Below are 20,812 nucleotides of genomic sequence, written 5' to 3'. Positions count from 1 at the left end.
TCTTTTCACTTATTAACGTATTGATAACTTCTTCACCAATTAAACATGATAAGAAAAACTTTACCAGTTCTGATTGGCACTCTATTGTCATCGACGCTCGCTTTCGCTGACGTTTCCCTTGAAATCAAAGGGCTAGATGGAGCGCTTGAGGATAATGTTGATGCTTATCTGAGTGCGATCCCTGAAGAAGAGTATTCGGTTTCACTAAGATTCCAATCCCGCTTGGAATCTATGATTAAAGAAGCCCTGAATGCGTTAGGCTACTACCACCCTAAAATCACATTTACTCACTCCGAAGATGATACCGAAATGACCGTTACGGTTGAGCCGGGAGAGCCTGTTGTTATTTATACTTCAGATATCGTTCTAACTGGTGAAGCCAAGGATGACCCAGACTTTTTAGCCTTGATAGCGAAGAGTAGCTTGTCTAAAGGTTCGACTCTGAATCATGGTAATTATGACTCTTTGAAATCGTCGATCCGCAACCTTGGCTTAGCGAAAGGCTACTTCGATGGTGCTTATGATCTTAGTAAGCTAGAAGTCGCTCCTGAATTGAACCGCGCTTATGTTCGTCTTCATTATAACAGTGGTATCCGCTATCACTTTGGTACTACTCAGGTTACTGGTAGCCAGATAGAAGAAGATAAGGTGCAGTCACTTAAACCATTTGAGGATGGCGAACCTTACTCAATCACCAAAGTCGGTGAGTACAACCAAAACCTGTCCAATACGGATTGGTTCTCCTCGGTATTTGTTGAACCAGATTTAAGCCAGTTAGGCGAAGGCCGAGAGATCCCGATGAAGGTTAGCCTTGCTCCGCAAGCTCGTAACCAAATCGAAACGGGTATCGGTGTATCCACCGACCTTGGCGTAAAAGGCACTCTGAAGTGGAAAAAACCTTGGGTTAATGAACAAGGCCATAGCTTCAATAGCAGCCTGTCGATTTCTAAACCTGAACAGACGATTACCGCTACCTATAAAATCCCTCTGGATGACGTGCTGAACGACTACTATCAAGTTAAGTACGGTATGAAAAACTTGGATAATCGTGATACCAAGAGTTTGGAGTCAAACTTAGCGCTAGAAAGATATTGGCGACTGGATAACGGTTGGCAACGCACGGTCTTCATTCGATACTTGGTCGAAAACTATGAGCAAGGTTTGCAGGATGATTTAGCGCAATTTGTGCTGCCGGGTATCTCTTTCTCACGCACTCGAACTCGAGGCGGTTCGATGCCGATGTGGGGCGATAAACAAACCATTATGGTTGAAGCGGGTGATGATACCTTGTTATCTGAAACTAAGGTTGTTCGTTTTCAAGGTCAAACCGCTTGGATTCGAAGCATTGGCGACAATCACCGAGGCTTAACTCGACTTCAATTTGGCGGCAACTTTGCCGACGAGTTTGATAAGCTATCTCCCTCCCTAAGATTCTTTGCTGGTGGTGACAATAGCATTCGTGGTTATGGTTATGAGTCGATCTCTCCTCGAGATGAAAGTGGCGCACTAACGGGTGCCAAATTCATTGCAACCAGCTCGTTTGAATACCAATACCGCTTGGTTGGAAACTGGTGGGGCGCAGCATTCTACGACATTGGTGATGCATTTAATGACAAACCCGAATGGAAACACGGCACCGGCGTCGGTGTTCGTTGGGCGTCACCTGTTGGTCCAGTGAGTTTAGATTTTGCTTGGGGTCTAGATGCAGAAAAAGGTGATGAGTTCCAGTTACACTTTAGTTTAGGGCCAGAATTATGATCAAAGTGATGGGCAAGTACATCAAGTGGACGTCGATCTCATTGACGTCTATTTTGCTGTTGTTGATAGCCTTGCTAGGTTTTGTTTTGTTCACCAATCCAGGGTTGAACACTGTGTTGTGGGGCGCTGAAAAAGCGTTGCCACAGCTTAAAGTGGAAAGCACTAAAGGGGCTCTGTTCCCGAGCTTTACGCTTAATAATGTTCAGTTTAAAGATGACAGCCTGCATATAGACACCAAAGTTCAAAAGCTGAACTTGGCGATTAATCCTCGCTGTCTGATCGACCCTAAGTTGTGTGTCGATCGTTTAGCGATTCAAGGATTGGACTTCGCATTTACTGAACTGCCTCCGGCCTCTACAGAAGAAACAGAACCTACTCCGCCCGTAACATCGGTAAAAACACCGTTGCCAATCGTAATCAACCGTATCGCTTTGTCTGATATCAAGTTGAATATCTTAGGGCATGAAATTGAATGGAGCTTGTTCTCTACGGCTTTGAGTATGCAGGGCGAAAAGCTAACTGTATCGCCAACCTTATTCAATGATCTTAAGGTTAAACTCGCGGAGTCGACAGAAGAACCGCAAGCAGAAAAGGTTGAGCCAAAAGCTGCCGTTAAAACGGCTATCGAATTGCCGGAAGTCTGGATTCCTCTGCAGGTTGTGTTGGAGCGTTTTGACCTCAACCGTTTCACCTTAGAACAAGAAACACCAATCGTTGTTAACCACCTTGGGCTAGAAGCTCGCGCGGGCAAACACACGGTTGATGTTTCAACTCTCGAACTCGATATGCCACAAGCAAGCGCCAATCTAACCACGAAGGTTGAGCTCAAGGGCGGTTACCCGCTAGAACTTTCTTTGGATGCGTTGGTGAAAGAAACCGACCTTGTTGGGCAGGAGTTGTCTCTGAAAGCACAAGGCAGCGTGGCTAAGCTAAACCTAGACTCCCAATTTTCTGAGCTGATTGAGGCAAAGTTGTCTGGGGATATTCAACCCTTAGAACCGACTCTGCCATTTGACCTTCTTTTAGAGGGCGGACAAGCACAGTGGCCCCTTACCGGAAAAAGCGATTACCAAGCGACAATTGAGCAATTTAAAGCTGATGGCTCACTAGATGGTTTTAATGTTCTTCTTAAAGGTGAAGCCGATGGTAAGGAAATCCCTGAATTAGCCATCGATCTACAGGGTAAAGGCACGACGGAACAAATTGTTCTCGAGCGTCTAAAGCTCAACACGCTAGGCGGTGAGCTTAACGGTGTCGTTAAAGCGAACTGGAAGAGTCTCGTTAACTGGCAAGCTGACGTGACACTCAAAGATATTCAACCGGGTCTGCAGTGGCCAGAAGCTGAGGGCAACATTAGTGGAAACATCGTCACCTCAGGTGAGTTGACGGAAGCGGGCGGCTGGGCGATTGAACTGCCTAAATTGGATATTGAAGGGATCTTGCGAGAATACCCTCTGGATATCGAAGGTCAGTTGTCAGCGTCGGATCGCAGCGCGAGCGGTGAACCAAAACTGAAAACCAGTGGTTTGAGCTTAGCTCACGGTGTTAACTCGATTAAGGCTCAGGGTGAGCTTGATAAGAAATGGGACATGGGTGTTGAGATTCACTTCCCTGAGCTTGTAAAAAGCGTCCCTGATTTGAAAGGTAAAGTGATTGGTAACATCCAGCTCAGTGGTCCAACGAAAAAGCCTGAAGTCGATCTCGCTCTAAATGTGGATAAGGTAGATTGGAATAACGAAGCAACACTAGAATCCTTGTCGCTTAATGGTTCTGTGGTTCCTCTGCCATTGCCTGAAGCTCAAGCTGATCTTGAATTAAAAGCTAACAACCTAACCTATCAAGATCAGAGCGTAAAAAGCATTGATCTCACGGTGAGTGGTGGTGAGAAGAAACACACAGTGACACTTGATGTGATATCCGACATCGTGTCTACAAGCTTAGCTATTTCCGGAGAGTTGATTCAAAAGCCTTCTCTTATTTGGTATGGATCGTTAGACAGAGTCAAAATCACCACTCAGCAAGGTCCTTGGGTGTTAGATCAACCTGTCGCGATAAATGCGGATGTTGATAAACAGTTTGCCGATGTTCAAGCGCACTGTTGGAAACAATCGGGTTCGAGCGTGTGTTTGGATGAAGACGTTCGTGTCGGAAAATCGGGTGAGGCCAAGGTAGCCATCAATCAATTCGATTTCGAGCAGATTAAAGCCTTTGTGCCTAAAGAGACGCAATTACAGGGCTTAGTCAATGCGACTGCTCATGCAAAGTGGTCTGAACAAGATGAGCCTGAAGTCACGGTAAGCGTTGATATGCCGAAAGGTCAGGTTGTTCAACAAGTGGGTGAGCCAATCACACTGGGTTGGGAAAGCGTTGCATTGAATGCCCAACTGAAAGACAACAAACTGGATGCCGATTTTAAGTTGGATGTTTCCGACAATGGTGACCTGTCTGGCACGGTGTCGTTACCGGATATTCTTGCCGAAGACAAAATGGTCGATGCGGCAATTAAGCTGACCACGTTCCATCTTGATTTCTTACAACCAATTCTAGGTGAATACAGCTTATTGAAAGCCGACCTTGAGAGTGATCTTCAAGTTAAAGGCTCTCTGATGCACCCTCAAGTCTTTGGTCAATTCTCTGTTGATGGTATTCAAGTCAAAGGCGATGTTACGCCTGTTGATGTGAAAGATGGCCGCATCGACCTCGACTTTGATGGTTATAGTGCAAAACTGGATGCGAATGTCGAAACACCTGATGGTCACCTTGATATTGAGGGAACCGGAGATTGGCAAGATCTTAAAGCATGGCATTCGAACGTTAGAGTTTTCGCTGATGAGTTGATGGTTGATATCCCACCGATGGTTAAGGTGAAGGTCGTACCTGATATGACTATTGATGTCACACCAGATCTGGCGAAAATCACCGGTGATATTGCATTACCATGGGGACGAATTGTTGTTGAAGATTTACCACCGTCAGCGGTTGGCGTCTCTTCTGATCAGGTTATTTTGAATAAAGATCTAGAGCCAGAAAACGAAGATACGATTCCATTCAATGTGATGACGAATATTAATATCTCCATTGGTGATGACTTTAAACTGTCTGCCTTCGGTCTTGAAGGTGATTTGGTCGGTAAGCTCAACGTGGCTCAAAAAGACCAAGGTCCATTTATTACAGGTGAAGTGAACATCGTCGATGGTACTTATCAATCATTCGGGCAAGACCTCTTGATCGAAGAGGGTAAGATCCTAATGAATGGACCACCGGATCAGCCATACGTAGCCATCAACGCGATTCGTAATCCTGATAATACTCAGGATGACGTGACCGCTGGTATTCGAGTGACTGGCCCTGCGACAGAGCCTACCATCGAGATTTATTCTGACCCAGCGATGCCACAAGCGAACGCACTGTCTTATATTTTGCGTGGCCAAGATATCGACGGTGAGTCGAGCGGTTCGATGACAACGACTTTAATCGGTTTGAGTTTAGCGAAGAGTGGTAAGGTTGTTGGTGAAATCGGTGAAGCCTTTGGTGTAAAGGACTTGCAACTGGATACTGCAGGCTCTGGCGATGACTCTCAAGTGACGGTAAGTGGTTACATCCTGCCTGGCTTACAGGTGAAGTATGGTGTGGGTATCTTTAACTCGTTAGGTGAGTTTACCGTTCGTTATAGATTGATGCAGGATCTCTATGTTGAAGCTGTTTCTGGCCTAGACAGTGCTGTGGATCTTCTCTATCAATTTGAGTTCGAGTAGAGCCGTATGGGAGGGCATATGCAGCATCTTGTTTTTGTCTATGGAACCTTGAGGCAAGGTCAGTCCAATCACCATTATTTGCAGGGCTGCGATTTATTAGGGCAGTTTGATACACCTAAGGAATACGCACTTTTTGATTTAGGTGCCTATCCGGCGATGATTTTGGGAAAGAAAAGTGTCGCTGGTGAGGTCTATATCATTAACGACGAAATTTTAGAGTCGCTCGATCGGCTAGAAGATGTTCCTGTTGAGTATCGTCGCGAGCAAATAGAGACTATATTTGGATTAGCATGGGTATATTTGTATCAGCTTGATCTAACAGCTAATAAAGAAATACTTTCGGGTAACTGGTGTCAGCGGAACAATGATTCCTAACTAGTTAATCACCTTACGAGACAACAAAAAGCCAGCACTGAGGTGCTGGCTTTTTAATAGCGTTAGTTTGAGAATGAAATGAGAGGGTTACTCAGGGTTCAGCTCAAGAAACTCTTCTACTTTACGTACCATTTTTGTTGAACCAACGAAGAAAGGCACACGTTGGTGTAGCTCAGTTGGTTTGATATCCATGATACGCTGTGCACCGTCTGATGCAATACCGCCAGCTTGCTCCATAAGGAAAGCAATAGGGTTGCACTCGTAAAGCAGACGCAGTTTACCTTGAGGGTGACTTTGCGTGCTTGGGTACAAGTAGATGCCGCCTTTCAAAAGGTTACGGTGGAAATCTGATACTAGAGAACCGATGTAACGTGATGTGTAAGGGCGGTTGTCGCTTGGCTCATTTTCTTGGCAGTACTTGATGTACTTCTTAACACCCGTAGGGAAGCGGATGTAATTACCTTCGTTGATTGAGTAAATCTTACCTTCGTCTGGAATCATCATGTTTTCATGAGATAGGCAGAAGGTACCCAGTGATGGGTCGTAGGTGAAGCCATTTACGCCAGCACCTGTTGTGTATACAAGCATGGTTGAAGAACCGTAAATCACGTAACCCGCGGCTACTTGCTTGTGTCCTGGCTGTAAGAAATCTTCTTGTGTTGGTGGTGTACCGATCGGTGATACTCGACGGTAGATAGAGAAAATTGTACCAACCGATACATTTACATCGATGTTTGATGAGCCATCTAGTGGATCCATCAGTACAACGTATTTTGCGTTTTTGTTGAGCTCTTTATTGAAGGCGACAGCTTCGTCTTCTTCTTCACTTGCAACACCACAAACTTGGTCACGGGCTTCTAGAGCCGCTTTAAATTTGTCGTTCGCGTAAAGGTCTAGCTTTTGCTGCTCTTCACCTTGCACGTTGTCTGTACCAACAGCGCCAGTGATGTCGACTAGGCCAGCCTTGTTGATCTCACGGTTAACAATTTTTGCAGCAAGTCGAATAGACGACAAAAGGGATGATAGATCACCGCTTGCATGGGGGAAGTCACTCTGTTTCTCAACAATGAACTCACCAAGGGTGCGCATCTCAGACATGTTATTTCCTTAAACTTCTCTCAATATTAGGGGGGATTTGAGCACTGTAGATTCGGCCTCTTGAGTGGGCTTTATTCATCTAGACGCTTACCTAAATTCTAAAGGTTAGATCTTTTTAATGGTAATGAACTAAGCGACACAGATCTCACTTACTATGTCGACTCAATTTGTTTTGCATTGCTGCTCGCTTTTAAGCGTCATTTAATGATAATGAGTACAAGCCGTTTTAATTAGGCACTGTTAATTTAGCCAAGCGTTTTGGAAGCAATTTATGCATATTCATATCTTAGGAATTTGTGGCACCTTCATGGGTGGTGCTGCGGTATTGGCTCGTCAATTAGGTCACAAGGTTACGGGTAGTGACGCGAATGTTTACCCACCAATGAGCACCTTGTTAGAGTCGCAAGGGATTGAAATTATTGAAGGGTTCGACCCAAGCCAACTAGAGCCTAGGCCTGACCTGGTGGTTATCGGTAATGCGATGAGCCGTGGTAATCCGTGTGTTGAGTATGTCTTGGATAACAACCTTAGATACACCTCTGGTCCACAATGGCTGCAAGAGTTCTTATTGCATGACCGCTGGGTTCTTGCGGTGTCCGGTACTCACGGTAAAACCACAACTTCCAGTATGTTGGCTTGGATCTTGGAAGACTGTGGCTATGCACCGGGCTTCTTAGTTGGCGGAGTGTTGGGTAACTTTGGTATCTCTGCTCGCCTTGGTGAAAGCATGTTCTTCGTGGTAGAAGCCGACGAATACGACAGTGCTTTTTTCGATAAACGATCTAAGTTCGTTCATTACCACCCAAGAACCTTAGTGATGAATAACCTAGAGTTCGATCATGCGGACATCTTTGACGATCTTGAAGCGATTAAGCGACAATTTCATCATTTGGTGCGTACTGTGCCAAGCAATGGTCGCATTTTCTCACCTAAGCAAGACAGCGCTATTGAAGATGTTCTAGCTCGCGGTTGCTGGAGTGAAACTGAATCGAGTGGCGAGCAAGGCGACTGGGATGCCAAGAAACTGGTCAAAGATGGCTCTCAATTTGAGGTTTACTTCCAAAATGAATGTGTTGGAACCGTAAATTGGGATTTAGTGGGCGACCACAACGTAAATAATGCTTTGATGGCGATTGCAGCTGCACGTCATGTGGGCGTGACACCTGACCTTGCTTGTGAATCACTAGCTACCTTTATTAATACTAAGCGCCGTTTGGAGCTTAAAGGCGAGGTGGCAGGTGTGTCTGTTTATGATGATTTTGCTCATCACCCAACGGCGATTGAACTTACGCTCGGCGGCTTACGTAATAAGGTCGACTCGAAAAAAATCATTGCCGTTTTAGAGCCTCGTTCCGCCACCATGAAACGTGGTGTGCATAAAGAAACCTTGGCTGATTCGTTGAAGCAGGCGGATTCTACCTACTTATTCCAACCGGATAACATTGATTGGTCAGTTCAAGATGTTGCAGACGCTTGTCACCAACCGGCACACGTGAGTGATGACATGGATGCATTCGTTGCTAAAATTGTCTCAGAGGCACAAGCGGGCGACCAAATCTTGGTAATGAGTAATGGTGGCTTTGGTGGCATTCACCAAAAACTGTTGGATGGATTGGCACTCAAAGGCTAACTGCATCCACGACCTTATAATTTGAAGTAATTGAGAACATGACAAAACACGATAAAGCGATAACTCTTGCTTTCACTGGCGCATCCGGTGCGCCTTATGGCCTGCGTTTGCTTGAATGCCTTTTGGCAGCCGATTATCAGGTCTACTTGCTGATTTCATCGGCAGCGCGAGTGGTGTTGGCTACTGAGCATGAGCTTAAGTTACCTGCTGGGCCAGATGCGGCAAAGCAAGCCTTGGTTAAGCACTTGGGCTGCGATCCAGAAAAGCTGGTGGTATGCGGCAAAGATGACTGGTTCTCTCCAGTTGCATCAGGTTCTGCAGCGCCGAAGCAGATGGTGGTCTGCCCATGTTCTGCGGGCAGTTTGGCATCCATTGCTCATGGGTTATCGGATAACCTGATTGAGCGCGCGGCAGATGTGGTGATGAAAGAGCGAGGCCAGCTGTTATTGGTGGTTCGTGAAACGCCATTCTCAACGCTTCATCTCGAGAACATGCACAAACTTTCGACCATGGGCGTAACGATCATGCCTGCAGCTCCGGGTTTTTATCATCAACCCAAGTCAATTGAAGATCTGGTCGACTTTATGGTGGCGCGTATTCTAGATCACCTTGGTATCGAACAAGGTTTAGTGCCACGTTGGGGTTACGATCAACGTAATTGATCCAAACTTGATAGCTTATTGTTAAAAATCAAATTACAATTCTGAACACTCATCGGGGAGCGAACCATTCAAATAATGAATGCGAGCTGAGATCAAGCAGGTGCTTGGGACCCGTAAACCTGAACCAGATAATGCTGGCGTAGGAATTGAGTTAGGAACAACCTCTACCGTTCTCCTCCCTCAAACCTGTGCCGCTCAGACCATGGAGAGCGTCCAGTGAAATTCACATTAACTACCCTTGCTGTTACTACAGCTATTTCTTTTTCTGCCTTTGCTGCAGACAACACTTTGACTATATACACCTATGACTCTTTTGCTGCGGATTGGGGCCCTCGTCCTGCCGTTGAAAAAGCATTCGAAGAGAAGTGTGGTTGTGATGTGAATTTTGTCGCTCTAGAAGATGGCGTGTCTATTCTGAACCGTTTACGTCTTGAGGGCGGCAACAGCAAAGCCGATATCTTGCTAGGTCTCGACAACAACCTGATGGCTGAAGCGAAAGCGACGGGCTTATTGGCTGAGCATAATGTTGATACGTCATCGGTAACGCTTCCTAATGGTTGGAACGACAGCACTTTTGTACCCTATGACTTTGGCTACTTTGCTTTTGTTTACAATAAAGAGAAACTGGAAAACCCGCCGAAGAGCTTGAAAGAACTGGTTGATCAGCGTGATGATCTTAAGGTCATCTACCAAGATCCACGTACATCAACACCAGGCCAAGGCATGATGCTTTGGATGAAATCAGTATACGGTGATGAAGCGACAGCAGCATGGAAGAAGCTTGCTCAGAAAACAGTGACTGTAACCAAAGGCTGGTCTGAAGCTTACTCTATGTTCCTAGAAGGCGAGTCGGATTTAGTGTTGTCTTATACAACGTCTCCGGCTTACCACATTATTGCTGAAAGCGATTCTAAGTATGCAGCAGCAAGCTTCGAAGAAGGGCATTACACTCAAGTGGAAGTGGCCGCTAAGGTTAAAGGCAGCAAGAACGAAAAGCTTGCTGATGAGTTTATGGCGTTTATCCTAAGTGATGAATTCCAATCGGCGATGCCAACAGGCAACTGGATGTACCCAGTGACCGATATTGAGCTTCCAAAAGGGTTCGAGCAACTTACGGTTCCTCAGAAAGCGCTAAGCTTTACGCCCGAAGAAATTGCAGCTAAGCGTAAGCCATGGATTCGTGAATGGCAGAGTGCACTTACTTTTTAATTTGCTTTTAAAAAATTAGCTTTCTAACTTTCTGTATTTAAAGGTTTGTTCGATGTTAACTGAGCGAACCATTTACGGTAAAAAATCAATCTATGATAAAGAAAACACCTAAGGTTGGGATTTGGGTAGCGATACTCATTACCGCCTTCGTGGTTTCAGCAGTTGGGGCATTGCTTAGCAATGCCCCTTCTCTTGATATCAGCCAAGTATGGTCCGATCCCTACTATTGGCATGTAACGAAATTCAGTTTTTATCAGGCGACACTCTCAACGGTGCTGAGTGTTGGCTTTGCTATACCTATTGCTCATGCGCTGTGTCGTAGACAATTTTTTGGACGCGCTTTGTTGTTAAGGCTGTTCGCGTCGACCTTAGTCCTGCCAGTGTTAGTGGGTGTATTTGGCTTACTTGCGATCTATGGCAATAGTGGTTGGTTAGCTAAGTTTTTGGCGAACTTCGATATTGAATTGCCATTTTCCATATACGGATTGAATGGTATTTTGCTGGCGCACGTTTTCTTCAACTTGCCTTATGCCAGTCGCTTACTTCTGCAAGCGTTAGATACGGTGCCTGCCGAGCAACACAAGCTTTGTGCTCACTTGGGTATGAGTCATTGGAACAAATTCAGATGGGTTGAATGGCCTCGCTTAAGACAGCAATTACCTCATGTATGTGGCTTAGTCTTCATGTTGTGTTTTACCAGCTTTGCTACCGTGATGGCGCTAGGCGGTGGACCCAAATCAACCACTATCGAGCTCGCTATTTATCAGGCGATTAAATTCGACTTTGACCTTCAAGCTGGTGCCTTGCTCGCGATATGGCAAATGCTGCTGTGTGGTGTGCTAGCGGTGAGCATTCAACGGCTATCGAAACCTATTTCAGTGACGGCCAGTCAGTTGTCTGAAGAGAAATATTTGGTTAAGGACAGCTGGTGGTCAAAAGCTTGGGATAGCTTTTGGATCATCATAGTTTCAATGCTGGTATTGCCGCCATTAGCTATGGTTATCGTCAGTGGAATTAACTCGCAGGCATTAACTGTACTCAGCAGCGAGCCGTTTTGGGCGGCGTTAATGACCTCGGTTAAAGTCGCGTCATTAGCAAGTGTTATCGCGGTTGGTATTGGTATCGCCATACTGCTGACTAGCCGAGCATGGCGTTTACAGAACAAGAATTTTCGAGCCGATAAAATCGAGCTGATTGGCACTATTATCTTGGTGACTCCGGGGCTGGTGATCAGTACGGGTATCTTCTTATTACTGCGTTCATTCACCGATGTATTCAGTTTAGCTTTCTTTATCGTGATTGCCGTCAACAGCTTAATGGCGCTGCCTTACGTAATTAAAACCCTAGCTCAACCTATGCTGCATTTGTCTCAGCAGTACCAGTATGTGTGTGCAAGCTTGGGTATGACAGGTTTCACGCGTTTTAGGTTAGTGGAGTGGCGAGCATTGCGTAAGCCGATGGCGCAAGCCTTCTCGATTAGCTTTATGTTGGCGATGGGTGACTTAAGCGCGATTGCTTTGTTTGGTAGCCAAGATTTTAGAACTCTGCCTTTGTATCTATTCCAATTGTTAGGCAGCTATCAAATGGAAGCGGCGGCGGTAGTTTCTGTGAGCTTACTGTTACTGAGTGTCGGCAGTTTTAGCTTAATAGAATTCTTATTTACTCGAAGATCTAAGCTCGATGCTAAAGAATTAAGGAACCGATGATGTTAGTGATGAAAGATGTGGATTACCACTATCACAGAGAGTTGTTTAGCTTTGATTTTCAAGCTGAGCAGGGCGATATTGTTGCGCTTATGGGGCCGAGTGGTGCGGGTAAATCTACACTGTTGGCGCTAGTTGCGGGGTTTATCGAGCCTACATCGGGTGAGATCTCAGTAGTTGGGCAGTCGCTTATTGGTAAAGAGGCACACCAACGCCCGTTGGCGATGTTGTTTCAAGAGCACAACCTGTTTGCCCATCTCACGGTACGTGAAAATATTGGTTTAGGTCTGCACCCGGGATTAAAGCTTACGGCAACCCAAAAGCTCAAAGTTGAGCAAGCAGCCGCACAAGTAGGTGTTGCAGAGTATTTGGATAGATTGCCTGAGCACTTATCCGGTGGTCAACGCCAGCGTGTCGCGTTAGCGCGTTGTTTTGTCCAACCTCATGATATTTGGCTGCTTGATGAACCTTTCTCTGCGCTTGACCCTTTGCTGCGTGAAGAGATGCTTAGCTTAGTGAAGCGATTAGCGGCAGAGCGAAATATTACGGTCTTGATGGTGACTCACCATTTAGGTGACGCACGCAGTATCGCGAATAAGTTTGTGTTTGTGGCGCTAGGTAAGGTGTTGGTTGAAGACTCGATAGAGGCACTGACGGCGGATCATCCACAGACAGAATTAAGCTCATTTGTTAAAGCGGGTGAGTGACGACTCATCACTCCTGTGAGTATTTATTGATATTGAGTGCTTCTTGATATCGAGTGCGTCAAAAACAAAAAGACCTAGCATGTGCTAGGTCTTTTATTCACTCTATGAGTAAAGCGAGATAACGATTAGTCTTCTAGCTTTAGCTCTTTTAAGATTTGGAAGATCTCACGAGAAGACTTTGCAGGCTTGTTCGCTGATTTCTCTTTGTTAGCTTGGCGAGCTAGCTGACGAAGACGCTGACGGTCTGCTTCAGGGTACATTTCCATTACTTCTGAAATAGCCGCATCGCCTTCAGCAACAACGCGATCACGCAGTTGCTCAAGCTTGTGCAGTTCAGCGGTTGCTTGCGAGTGCTTGTTACGTACTTTATCCAAAGCCGCTTGAATTGGCTCAGGATCAACATTGCGCATTACTTTACCAATGTATTGAAGTTGACGGCGCTTCGCTTCATTTTTAAAGCGTTGTGCATCTTTAATCGCTTGTGCCAAATCTTCAGACAGAGGAAACTTGTCTAATACAGAAGGCTTCAGGGAAACAAGTTCTTCCCCCAGTTTTTGTAGCGCTTCCATGTCGGTTTTCATTTCTGTCTTACTTACCCAGATGATTTCTTCTTCTGGTTCCCATGGGGCTTTTTGGTTTTTGCGAGCCATCTTTTCTGCCTATGTCACTATCTCAAACGAATATATTGCCTATTTTAGCAAGAATCTTGGGGAGAAAGCGAAATTCTTGTTATCCTACGTAATATTGACCTAAAAAATTAGAATAGATATGGATGTAAAACAGCAAGTCGCCCAGCAAAGAGTTGAGCTAGAAGCCGCAGTAGCTAAAGCGTTGGATATGGCATCAGTGAGTGCAGACGCAGCTGAGGTCGCTATTACTAAGTCAACGGGTTTAAGTGTTTCAACACGTATGTGTGAAGTGGAAAACGTTGAATTTAATAGTGATGGTGCGCTAGGTATTACTGTTTATCGCGGCCAGAAAAAAGGCAGCGCATCTACATCTGATCTGAGTGAAAAGGCGATTGCTCAAACCGTCGCGGCCGCACTTGATATCGCTCAGTACACTTCTGAAGACCCATTTGCCGGTCCTGCGGCAAAAGAATACATGGTAAAAGAAATTCCAGATTTGGATCTTTTTCACCCTGATGAACCAAACCCTGACTATGCCGCTGAGATTGCGATTGCTGCTGAGAAGCAAGCGTTAGCTTATAGCGATAAGATCAAACAGAGTGATGGCGCAAGCTACGACAGCCACTATGGCGTTAAGGTTTATGGTAACAGCCATGGCTTACTAGCAAGCTATGCTTCTAGTCGTCATAGCACGAGCTGCTGTGTAATTGGACAAGGCGCTAACGGTGAGATGGAGCGTGACTACAGCTACACCGTTGCACGTCACCGTGACGAGCTGTGGACGCCTGAGCGTGTAGGTCAAGAAGCTGCAGAAAAGACCATTAGCCGTTTGGATGCGAAAAAGCTACCAACAGGCCAGTACCCAATTATGTTCGCTAATGATGTGGCAACTGGCTTGATTGGTCACCTTGTTATGGCGATCAGTGGCGGTAACCTTTACCGCAAGTCGTCATTCCTATTGGATCATCTCGGTCAGAAAATCCTACCTGACTGGTTTAACATTTCTGAGCGACCACATATCTTGCGTGGTTTGGCTTCAAGCCCATTCGATAGCGAAGGTGTGTTCACTCAAGATCGTGAAATCATCACTGACGGTGTGCTAGCAACTTACCTACTAACGAGCTATGCCGCACGTAAGATGGATATGACGCCAACCGGTCATGCTGGTGGTATTCATAACTGGTTCGTTAAATCGACCGGTCAAAACTTTGAGCAGATGCTAAAAGAGTTGGGTACTGGCTTCCTAGTCACTGAAGTGATGGGCCAAGGCGTAAACACCGTAACGGGTGATTATTCACGTGGCGCTGCAGGTTTCTGGGTTGAAAACGGAGAGATCCAATACCCAGTATCAGAAGTAACAATCGCAGGTAACCTAAAAGACATGTTTACTCAGATTGTTGCTGTGGGTAACGACGTAGAAACACGTTCGCAAATTCAAACGGGTTCTATCCTGCTTGAGTCGATGAAAGTCGCGGGTGAGTAATTCAATTAAAGCGAATCTGATGAATTAAAAAAGGGAGCCGTGGCTCCCTTTTTGTTTTCTGTATTTCGCCAAAAATTGGCTAACTGCTTATGCTAACTAGATCAGTATGGTCGCTAAGCCTAGGAACACCGATAGGCCAATAACATCGGTTACTGTGGTCAGTGCCATACCGCCAGCAAGGGCTGGATCGATATTCATCTTCTTCAACATCACTGGGATAGTTACACCAGCAATACCTGCGACAATCAAGTTGGTCATCATCGCCGCTGAGATGATGCCTCCCAGTATCCAGTTACCTTTCCAAGCCACCACGATACCACCAATGATAACGGCCCATAGAACGCCGTTTAGGAAGCCGATGGCTGCCTCTTTGAGTAGCAGTTCGCGTTTGTTACTGTCACCGATATGACCGAGTGCCAAACCACGAATCACCAGAGCAACGGTTTGGTTACCCGCAACCCCCCCCATCGAAGGCACGATAGTCATCAGAACCGCAATCGCTGCCATTTGATCGAGCGTTGCTTCAAACATGTTTGATACAGATGCTGCCGCCAGTGCTGCGAGTACGTTAGCACCAAGCCACACACTACGACGACGAGCAGATTTTACGACCGGTGCGAAGGTATCTTCGTCATCGTCCATACCCGCCATACTCATCATTGAGTGTTCGGCATCTTCACGGATAACATCAACCACGTCATCGATGGTGATACGACCAACAAGGTGCTGGTTACTATCGATGACAGGCGCAGAAACCCAGTTACGACGTTCAAACAGGCTCGCGATATCTGACGCACTGGTTTCTACCGCGATCGCTTCGTCGGCATCATCCATCACTTCTGAAACAGGGACATCAGGTTGAGTCGTTACTAGCGTGGTAAGTGATAGGTTACCGATAAGACGTTCTTCTTCATCAATAACATACAGAGCATCAGTTGCATCCGGCAGTTCGCCACGCATACGCATGTAGCGCAATACAACGTCAACATCGACATCACCACGAATCGTGATTACGTCGGTGTTCATGATCGCACCCGCTGAATCTTCAGGGTACGACAGGGCAGTTTCAACTAATGCACGATCGACGGAGTCCATTTGAGAAAGGACTTCGCGAGAAACATCGTCGGGTAGGCTTCGAAGTACGTACGCGACGTCATCGGTTTCCATACCTTCGGTTGCTTCTGCCAAGGTCTCAGGTGCCATTTTCGACACAAGAGCATCTTTGACGTCTTCGTTTAGTTCATCAAGAATTTCACCGTAGTCTTCAGGATCGGTGAGTTGCCAGAGTACGTCACGACTTTTGCGAGGGGAGGCTTCTAAAAGGTGTGCAATATCTTCAGGCTCCATGTCCTGAAGTTGTCGGCGTACGTGAACAAATCGGCCGTTTTCTAGGGCTTCGCTGACTTCTTGGAGGGTTTGGTGAGCTTGGTCGAATTCTAATTGCTCTGCCATATTTTCCTCCTATCTCATTATTCTAACAATGGTTGGAATAGTAACTTAATTCTGGGGCTTATTTAAATCATAAACTTAGATAGAACTAAGATTTAATATTGGTTGGTTCGTTGTTTGAGTCTTAGGCGTTGTGAGTGAAGCGTTTTCGCTACTCACCCTCATCAAACTTGTCTTCAATGAGATGACAGACGGCATCCAGTGCTTGCTGTGAATCGGTACCTGCAGCTTGAATCGTAATATGTTGCCCTTGCGCTGATTCCAGCATAAGTAACCCCATTACGCTGTCTGCTGTTGCTGTTTTATCTTCTTCGCTATGGATAGTGATGGTTGCATCAAAGCTTTGTGCAAGCTCAACCAACTTTACGGCTGCTCTAGCGTGAAGACCCAAGCGATTTTGGATCAGTACAGTTCGAGTTAATTCCATGGTTAGCCCTGTTGGTGCTTCTCTAGGGAGGCGTGTCTGATTTGAACTTGATGGCCAAGTTGCTCAAAGTACTCACCAATTTTCTGGGTTAGATAAACCGAGCGGTGTTTGCCGCCAGTACAGCCAATCGCGACCGTTAGGTAACTGCGATTGTTCTTCTCTAACATTGGTAACCACTGTTCAACAAAGCCTTGGATCTGTTGCTTGAGTTCCAGAACTTCTGAATGTTCTTCTAGAAAGGAGTGAATTGGTGCATCTAGCCCGGTTAGTGGTCGTAGTGCAGGTTCCCAGTGAGGGTTCGGCAAAAAGCGAACATCAAACACGTAGTCGGCATCACTTGGCAAGCCATACTTAAAACCGAAAGATTGAAAGACGATGATCAGCTCTTGCTTCTCTTTGCCTTCAACTTTAAATCGAACCTTTTCACTCAATTCGTAGAGGTTGCAGTCACTGCTGTCGATCACAATGCTGGCGTGCTCTGCGAGAGGTGTCAGAAGTGTCTTCTCTAAATCAATCGCTTGCTCAAGAGAGAGCTTTTCTTGGCCAATTGATAAAGGGTGGATTCTGCGGGTTTCGCTGTAGCGCTTAAGGAGTGTCTGCTTGCTGGCATCGAGGAACAATACATCAACATCGATGTTTGTAGCTGACTCGAGTTGCTCGAGCGTGTCGGTGACTAACTGAGGCTCTTTCGGTAGGTTACGTATATCAATACTTACCGCAACGTTTTGGTTGCTTTCGCGTACCGATTCGACAAAGTTGTTGAGCAGGTTTACTGGTAGATTATCGACACAGTAATACCCCAAGTCTTCTAGGACTCGTAACGCAACACTTTTACCGGCCCCTGATTGGCCACTAACCACGATTAATCGCATGTTATTGCTCGCAAGTTGGCACTTGAATCATGATGTCGTAAAGCTCTTGATCGCTCTGAGCATTACGCAGCTGTTTAAGAGTCTGCTTGTCGTTTAGTCGTTCTGCCATACAAGAAAGGGTTTTTAGATGCTCTTTGCATTGTTCGCTAGGAACAAGCAGGGCAAATAGTAGGTCGACAGGACGATTATCAATCGCATCAAATTCGATAGGATCTTGGCATTGCAGTAATACAGCTATCGCTTTATCACTGACATTCATACGAGCATGGGGAATCGCGATACCATTACCAATACCGGTACTGCCCATCTTCTCACGGCTCAACATACACTCAAATAGCTCTGTTGAATCTTGACCGCAGCTCTCAGCTGCTATCTGGCTGATGAGCTCAAGGGCTCTTTTTTTGCTTGTGCATTGGACTGCACTTTTGGTGCAGTCCAATGAAAGTACTTCGCTTAATTGCATGTTAGTGACTACTTAGCTTTTCTTTGTGCTTGTTGAGTTGGCGGACGAGTTTATCAACCAATGAATCAATCGCGGCATACATGCTTTCATCTGTTGCTGTCGCATGGATTTCCCCCTGATTTATATGCAGGGTAGCTTCTGCGATTTGATTGATTTTCTCAACTTTTAAAACAACCTGAACGCTATTGATATGATCAAAGAAGCGCTCAAGTTTGTCGAATTTGGTGTGAACATAGTCTTGCATTGAATCGGTAAGATCAACGTGATGGCCTTGAATATTGATTTGCATAGACTTTCCTTTTCAGTTGGTTGCCTGATCATAGTTGCTAAGTAACTAGCGACTAAATGAGCTTATAGCAGGCGTTTACGCTGACTCGATGGGGCAATGCCCAGAGACTCACGGTATTTCGCTATGGTACGTCTAGCTACCTGAATTCCTTGGTCAGCCAGTAAAGCAGCAATCTTACTATCACTTAGAGGCTTCGCGGTATTTTCCGCTGCGACAAGCTTCTTGATGAGTGCGCGAATTGCTGTAGATGAACATTCACCGCCATTGTCAGTGCTGACATGGCTTGAGAAAAAGTATTTGAGCTCGAAGATGCCACGTGGCGTATGCATGAATTTTTGAGTCGTCACACGAGAGATCGTGGATTCGTGCATATCAACAGCTAACGCAACATCATTAAGAACCATTGGCTTCATCGCTTCTTCGCCATGTTCGAAGAAATCACGCTGATGTTCAACAATGCATCGCGCAACTTTGAGTAGCGTCTCATTTCGGCTCTCTAGGCTTTTAATTAACCACTTTGCTTCTTGCAAATTTGAGCGGATGTATTGATTGTCGGCGCTGTTGCCTTTACTGCCCAGATCAGCGTACTGCTGATTCACTTTCAACTTAGGCACGCTATCAGGGTTAATGGTCACTAACCATTTGCCAAGGTCTTTGAAGACAGATACATCTGGAACCACATACTCAGTTTCATCCGGAGTAATCTTACTGCCAGGACGAGGGTCCAGCTGTTGAATCAGTTGCAAAACTTCACGTAGTTCTGCTTCTTTCAACTTGGTCTCTTTGATAACCAGTTTGTAATCGCGATTGCCGAGTTGGTCGATATGGCTAGTAAGTACTAACTTAGCTTCGTTAAGCCAAGGCGTATCTTGGGGAAAGGTTGCCAGTTGCAGTAACAAGCAATCTTGCAGGTTGACTGAACCGACACCTAGCGGATCAAACTGCTGAATTCGTTTACGTACCGCTTCAATTTCATCAAGCTCGATCTCTTCATTGTCGAAGTTTTCAAGGATGTCTTCACAAGTTACAGTGAGGTAACCGTAGTCGTCGATGGCATCGATTAATGCAAAAGCGATGCTTCGGTCGGTGTCAGTGAATGGCGTTAAGTCGAGTTGCCAAAGTAGGTAATCGTGCAGGCTTTGAGTGGTTTCGCCTTGATAAACCGGCATGTCGTCATCAATCGCAATACCCGTGTTACCGGTGTTCGCGCTGTAGACGTCTTCCCAAGTTGTGTCGATTTCTAGTTCGTTGCCAATCTCTGATTTTTCGATTAAGTCTGAGCTATCAGGTAAGTCTTGCTCTGTGGCTTCAACAGTTTCTTTTTCGTCACTGCTAGGTTTTTCTTCCGATGTTGGCGTATCTTCATTGCCTTCTTCGACATCGAGTAGTGGGTTAGATTCAAGTGCTTCTTGAATCTCTTGCTGCAAATCTAAAGTAGACAATTGCAACAAACGAATCGCTTGCTGCAATTGAGGAGTCATTGCTAACTGTTGGCCTAGCTTAAGTTGTAATGAGGGTTTCATTCAGTGTGACTTACCTAGTTATTATTCTTAGAACTCTCGATACTCTCTATATAATCATAGACGGAATTGTTCGCCTAGATAAACTTGTTTAACTTGTTCGTTATTGAGAACATCTTCAGGAGTACCCTCAGCGATCAGGTGTCCTTGGCTTACGATGTAAGCTTTTTCACACACGTCTAATGTTTCACGAACGTTGTGGTCGGTAATCAAAACGCCCAAGCCGCGATCACGCAGGTGAACAATGATTTTTTTGATATCGATTACTGAGATCGGGTCAACACCGGCGAATGGTTCATCCAATAGAATGAACTGCGGGTTTGCTGCTAGTGCACGAGCAATCTCTACACGACGACGCTCACCACCCGACAGAGCCATACCATTGCTGGTGCGGATATGTTGGATGTGGAACTCTTCTAGCAGGTCTTCCAGCTTATCTTGGCGTTGTTCGTTGGTCATTTCATCACGGGTTTGTAAAACCGCCATGATGTTGTTCTCTACGGACAACTTACGGAAAATCGATGCTTCTTGAGGCAGGTAACCGATACCAAGACGAGAGCGGCTGTGCATTGGTAAGATACTGATGTCTCGGTCATCAATGCTGATGGTACCTTCATCACGCGCCACCAAACCAACAATCATATAGAAAGATGTGGTTTTACCTGCACCGTTAGGCCCAAGCAGACCGACGATCTGGCCTGACTCTACCTGTAAGCTTACATCGGTAACAACCTTACGTTTACTGTAGGTTTTCGCTAGGTTTTTTGCTTTAAGAACAGCCAT

General features: G+C 45.7%; 18 protein-coding genes and 1 riboswitch. Of the genes, 9 read left to right on the top strand and 9 right to left on the bottom strand.

Annotation, left to right across the window (positions count from 1 at the left end; translation table 11 throughout):
- The first annotated feature begins 45 nt into the window (after window positions 1–45).
- The 3 genes from AB4138_RS09505 to AB4138_RS09495 are packed head-to-tail and all read left to right on the top strand — an operon-like array spanning window position 46 to window position 5,888.
- Window positions 46–1,758, top strand: a complete 1,713-nt coding sequence (locus tag AB4138_RS09505) for an autotransporter assembly complex family protein (protein ID WP_017063725.1) — start codon at window positions 46–48, stop codon at window positions 1,756–1,758.
- A complete protein-coding gene (locus AB4138_RS09500; protein WP_372305789.1) occupies window positions 1,755–5,513 on the top strand; it encodes a translocation/assembly module TamB domain-containing protein in 3,759 nt (1,252 codons plus the stop codon). Before AB4138_RS09505 ends, AB4138_RS09500 begins: the two co-directional genes overlap by 4 nt.
- A gap of 18 nt (window positions 5,514–5,531) precedes the next feature.
- Window positions 5,532–5,888 carry a gamma-glutamylcyclotransferase gene (locus tag AB4138_RS09495; protein ID WP_017069403.1) on the top strand — a complete coding sequence of 119 codons (357 nt, stop codon included), beginning with the start codon at window positions 5,532–5,534 and terminating at the stop codon, window positions 5,886–5,888.
- Window positions 5,889–5,975: 87 nt separating this feature from the next.
- Here AB4138_RS09495 and fbp read toward each other — a convergent pair whose 3' ends face one another.
- Complete coding sequence (fbp, locus tag AB4138_RS09490; RefSeq protein WP_017063728.1) at window positions 5,976–6,986, bottom strand: class 1 fructose-bisphosphatase; 1,011 nt, start codon at window positions 6,984–6,986, stop codon at window positions 5,976–5,978.
- 271 nt (window positions 6,987–7,257) lie between these two features.
- Between fbp and mpl the strand changes: the two genes are divergently transcribed.
- From mpl to thiQ, 5 genes are all read left to right on the top strand, one after another.
- Entirely contained in the window at window positions 7,258–8,616 is a 1,359-nt protein-coding gene (gene mpl, locus AB4138_RS09485) for a UDP-N-acetylmuramate:L-alanyl-gamma-D-glutamyl-meso-diaminopimelate ligase (RefSeq protein ID WP_372305786.1), read from the top strand.
- Window positions 8,617–8,654: 38 nt separating this feature from the next.
- Window positions 8,655–9,278 (top strand): flavin prenyltransferase UbiX, encoded by a 624-nt coding sequence (locus tag AB4138_RS09480; RefSeq protein ID WP_016787846.1) that lies wholly within the window; start codon window positions 8,655–8,657, stop codon window positions 9,276–9,278.
- A 43-nt stretch (window positions 9,279–9,321) separates the two neighbouring features.
- Window positions 9,322–9,441: riboswitch (TPP riboswitch) on the top strand.
- A gap of 53 nt (window positions 9,442–9,494) precedes the next feature.
- The gene (thiB, locus tag AB4138_RS09475; RefSeq protein ID WP_372305783.1) at window positions 9,495–10,487 is read left to right on the top strand and encodes a thiamine ABC transporter substrate binding subunit; all 993 of its coding nucleotides are present in this window, start codon (window positions 9,495–9,497) and stop codon (window positions 10,485–10,487) included.
- Between the two features lie 92 nt (window positions 10,488–10,579).
- A complete protein-coding gene (gene thiP, locus AB4138_RS09470) occupies window positions 10,580–12,193 on the top strand; it encodes a thiamine/thiamine pyrophosphate ABC transporter permease ThiP (RefSeq protein ID WP_017058907.1) in 1,614 nt (537 codons plus the stop codon).
- Window positions 12,193–12,897, top strand: a complete 705-nt coding sequence (gene thiQ / locus AB4138_RS09465; protein ID WP_372305781.1) for a thiamine ABC transporter ATP-binding protein — start codon at window positions 12,193–12,195, stop codon at window positions 12,895–12,897. The genes thiP and thiQ overlap by 1 nt, the downstream gene beginning before the upstream one ends.
- A 125-nt stretch (window positions 12,898–13,022) precedes the next feature.
- On the opposite strand, the gene yjgA is transcribed toward thiQ, so the two are convergent.
- Window positions 13,023–13,547: a ribosome biogenesis factor YjgA gene (gene yjgA / locus AB4138_RS09460; RefSeq protein ID WP_017063733.1), complete on the bottom strand. Its 525-nt coding sequence runs from the start codon at window positions 13,545–13,547 to the stop codon at window positions 13,023–13,025.
- Between the two features lie 118 nt (window positions 13,548–13,665).
- Between yjgA and pmbA the strand changes: the two genes are divergently transcribed.
- The gene (pmbA, locus tag AB4138_RS09455) at window positions 13,666–15,009 is read left to right on the top strand and encodes a metalloprotease PmbA (protein WP_017058910.1); all 1,344 of its coding nucleotides are present in this window, start codon (window positions 13,666–13,668) and stop codon (window positions 15,007–15,009) included.
- Between the two features lie 96 nt (window positions 15,010–15,105).
- Here the strand turns inward: pmbA and mgtE are convergent, their stop codons facing one another.
- The 7 genes from mgtE to lptB form a co-directional block, all read right to left on the bottom strand.
- The gene (gene mgtE / locus AB4138_RS09450) at window positions 15,106–16,461 is read right to left on the bottom strand and encodes a magnesium transporter (protein WP_017058911.1); all 1,356 of its coding nucleotides are present in this window, start codon (window positions 16,459–16,461) and stop codon (window positions 15,106–15,108) included.
- Between the two features lie 148 nt (window positions 16,462–16,609).
- Window positions 16,610–16,885: an HPr family phosphocarrier protein gene (locus AB4138_RS09445; protein ID WP_017066670.1), complete on the bottom strand. Its 276-nt coding sequence runs from the start codon at window positions 16,883–16,885 to the stop codon at window positions 16,610–16,612.
- 2 nt (window positions 16,886–16,887) lie between these two features.
- Window positions 16,888–17,757 carry an RNase adapter RapZ gene (gene rapZ, locus AB4138_RS09440; protein ID WP_017063735.1) on the bottom strand — a complete coding sequence of 290 codons (870 nt, stop codon included), beginning with the start codon at window positions 17,755–17,757 and terminating at the stop codon, window positions 16,888–16,890.
- A gap of 1 nt (window position 17,758) precedes the next feature.
- Complete coding sequence (ptsN, locus tag AB4138_RS09435; RefSeq protein WP_004738707.1) at window positions 17,759–18,220, bottom strand: PTS IIA-like nitrogen regulatory protein PtsN; 462 nt, start codon at window positions 18,218–18,220, stop codon at window positions 17,759–17,761.
- A gap of 1 nt (window position 18,221) precedes the next feature.
- Window positions 18,222–18,509, bottom strand: a complete 288-nt coding sequence (gene hpf, locus AB4138_RS09430; protein WP_009847742.1) for a ribosome hibernation promoting factor — start codon at window positions 18,507–18,509, stop codon at window positions 18,222–18,224.
- Window positions 18,510–18,571: 62 nt separating this feature from the next.
- A complete protein-coding gene (locus tag AB4138_RS09425; RefSeq protein WP_017058913.1) occupies window positions 18,572–20,032 on the bottom strand; it encodes an RNA polymerase factor sigma-54 in 1,461 nt (486 codons plus the stop codon).
- A gap of 54 nt (window positions 20,033–20,086) precedes the next feature.
- Window positions 20,087–20,812 (bottom strand): LPS export ABC transporter ATP-binding protein, encoded by a 726-nt coding sequence (gene lptB, locus AB4138_RS09420; RefSeq protein ID WP_004735304.1) that lies wholly within the window; start codon window positions 20,810–20,812, stop codon window positions 20,087–20,089.

Source organism: Vibrio sp. 10N.286.52.C3 (genome assembly GCF_041468865.1).
GTDB classification, from domain to species: domain Bacteria; phylum Pseudomonadota; class Gammaproteobacteria; order Enterobacterales; family Vibrionaceae; genus Vibrio; species Vibrio crassostreae_C.
Note: the sequence above shows the minus strand (reverse complement) of the source record. Positions and strands in the feature narration are given on the sequence as shown.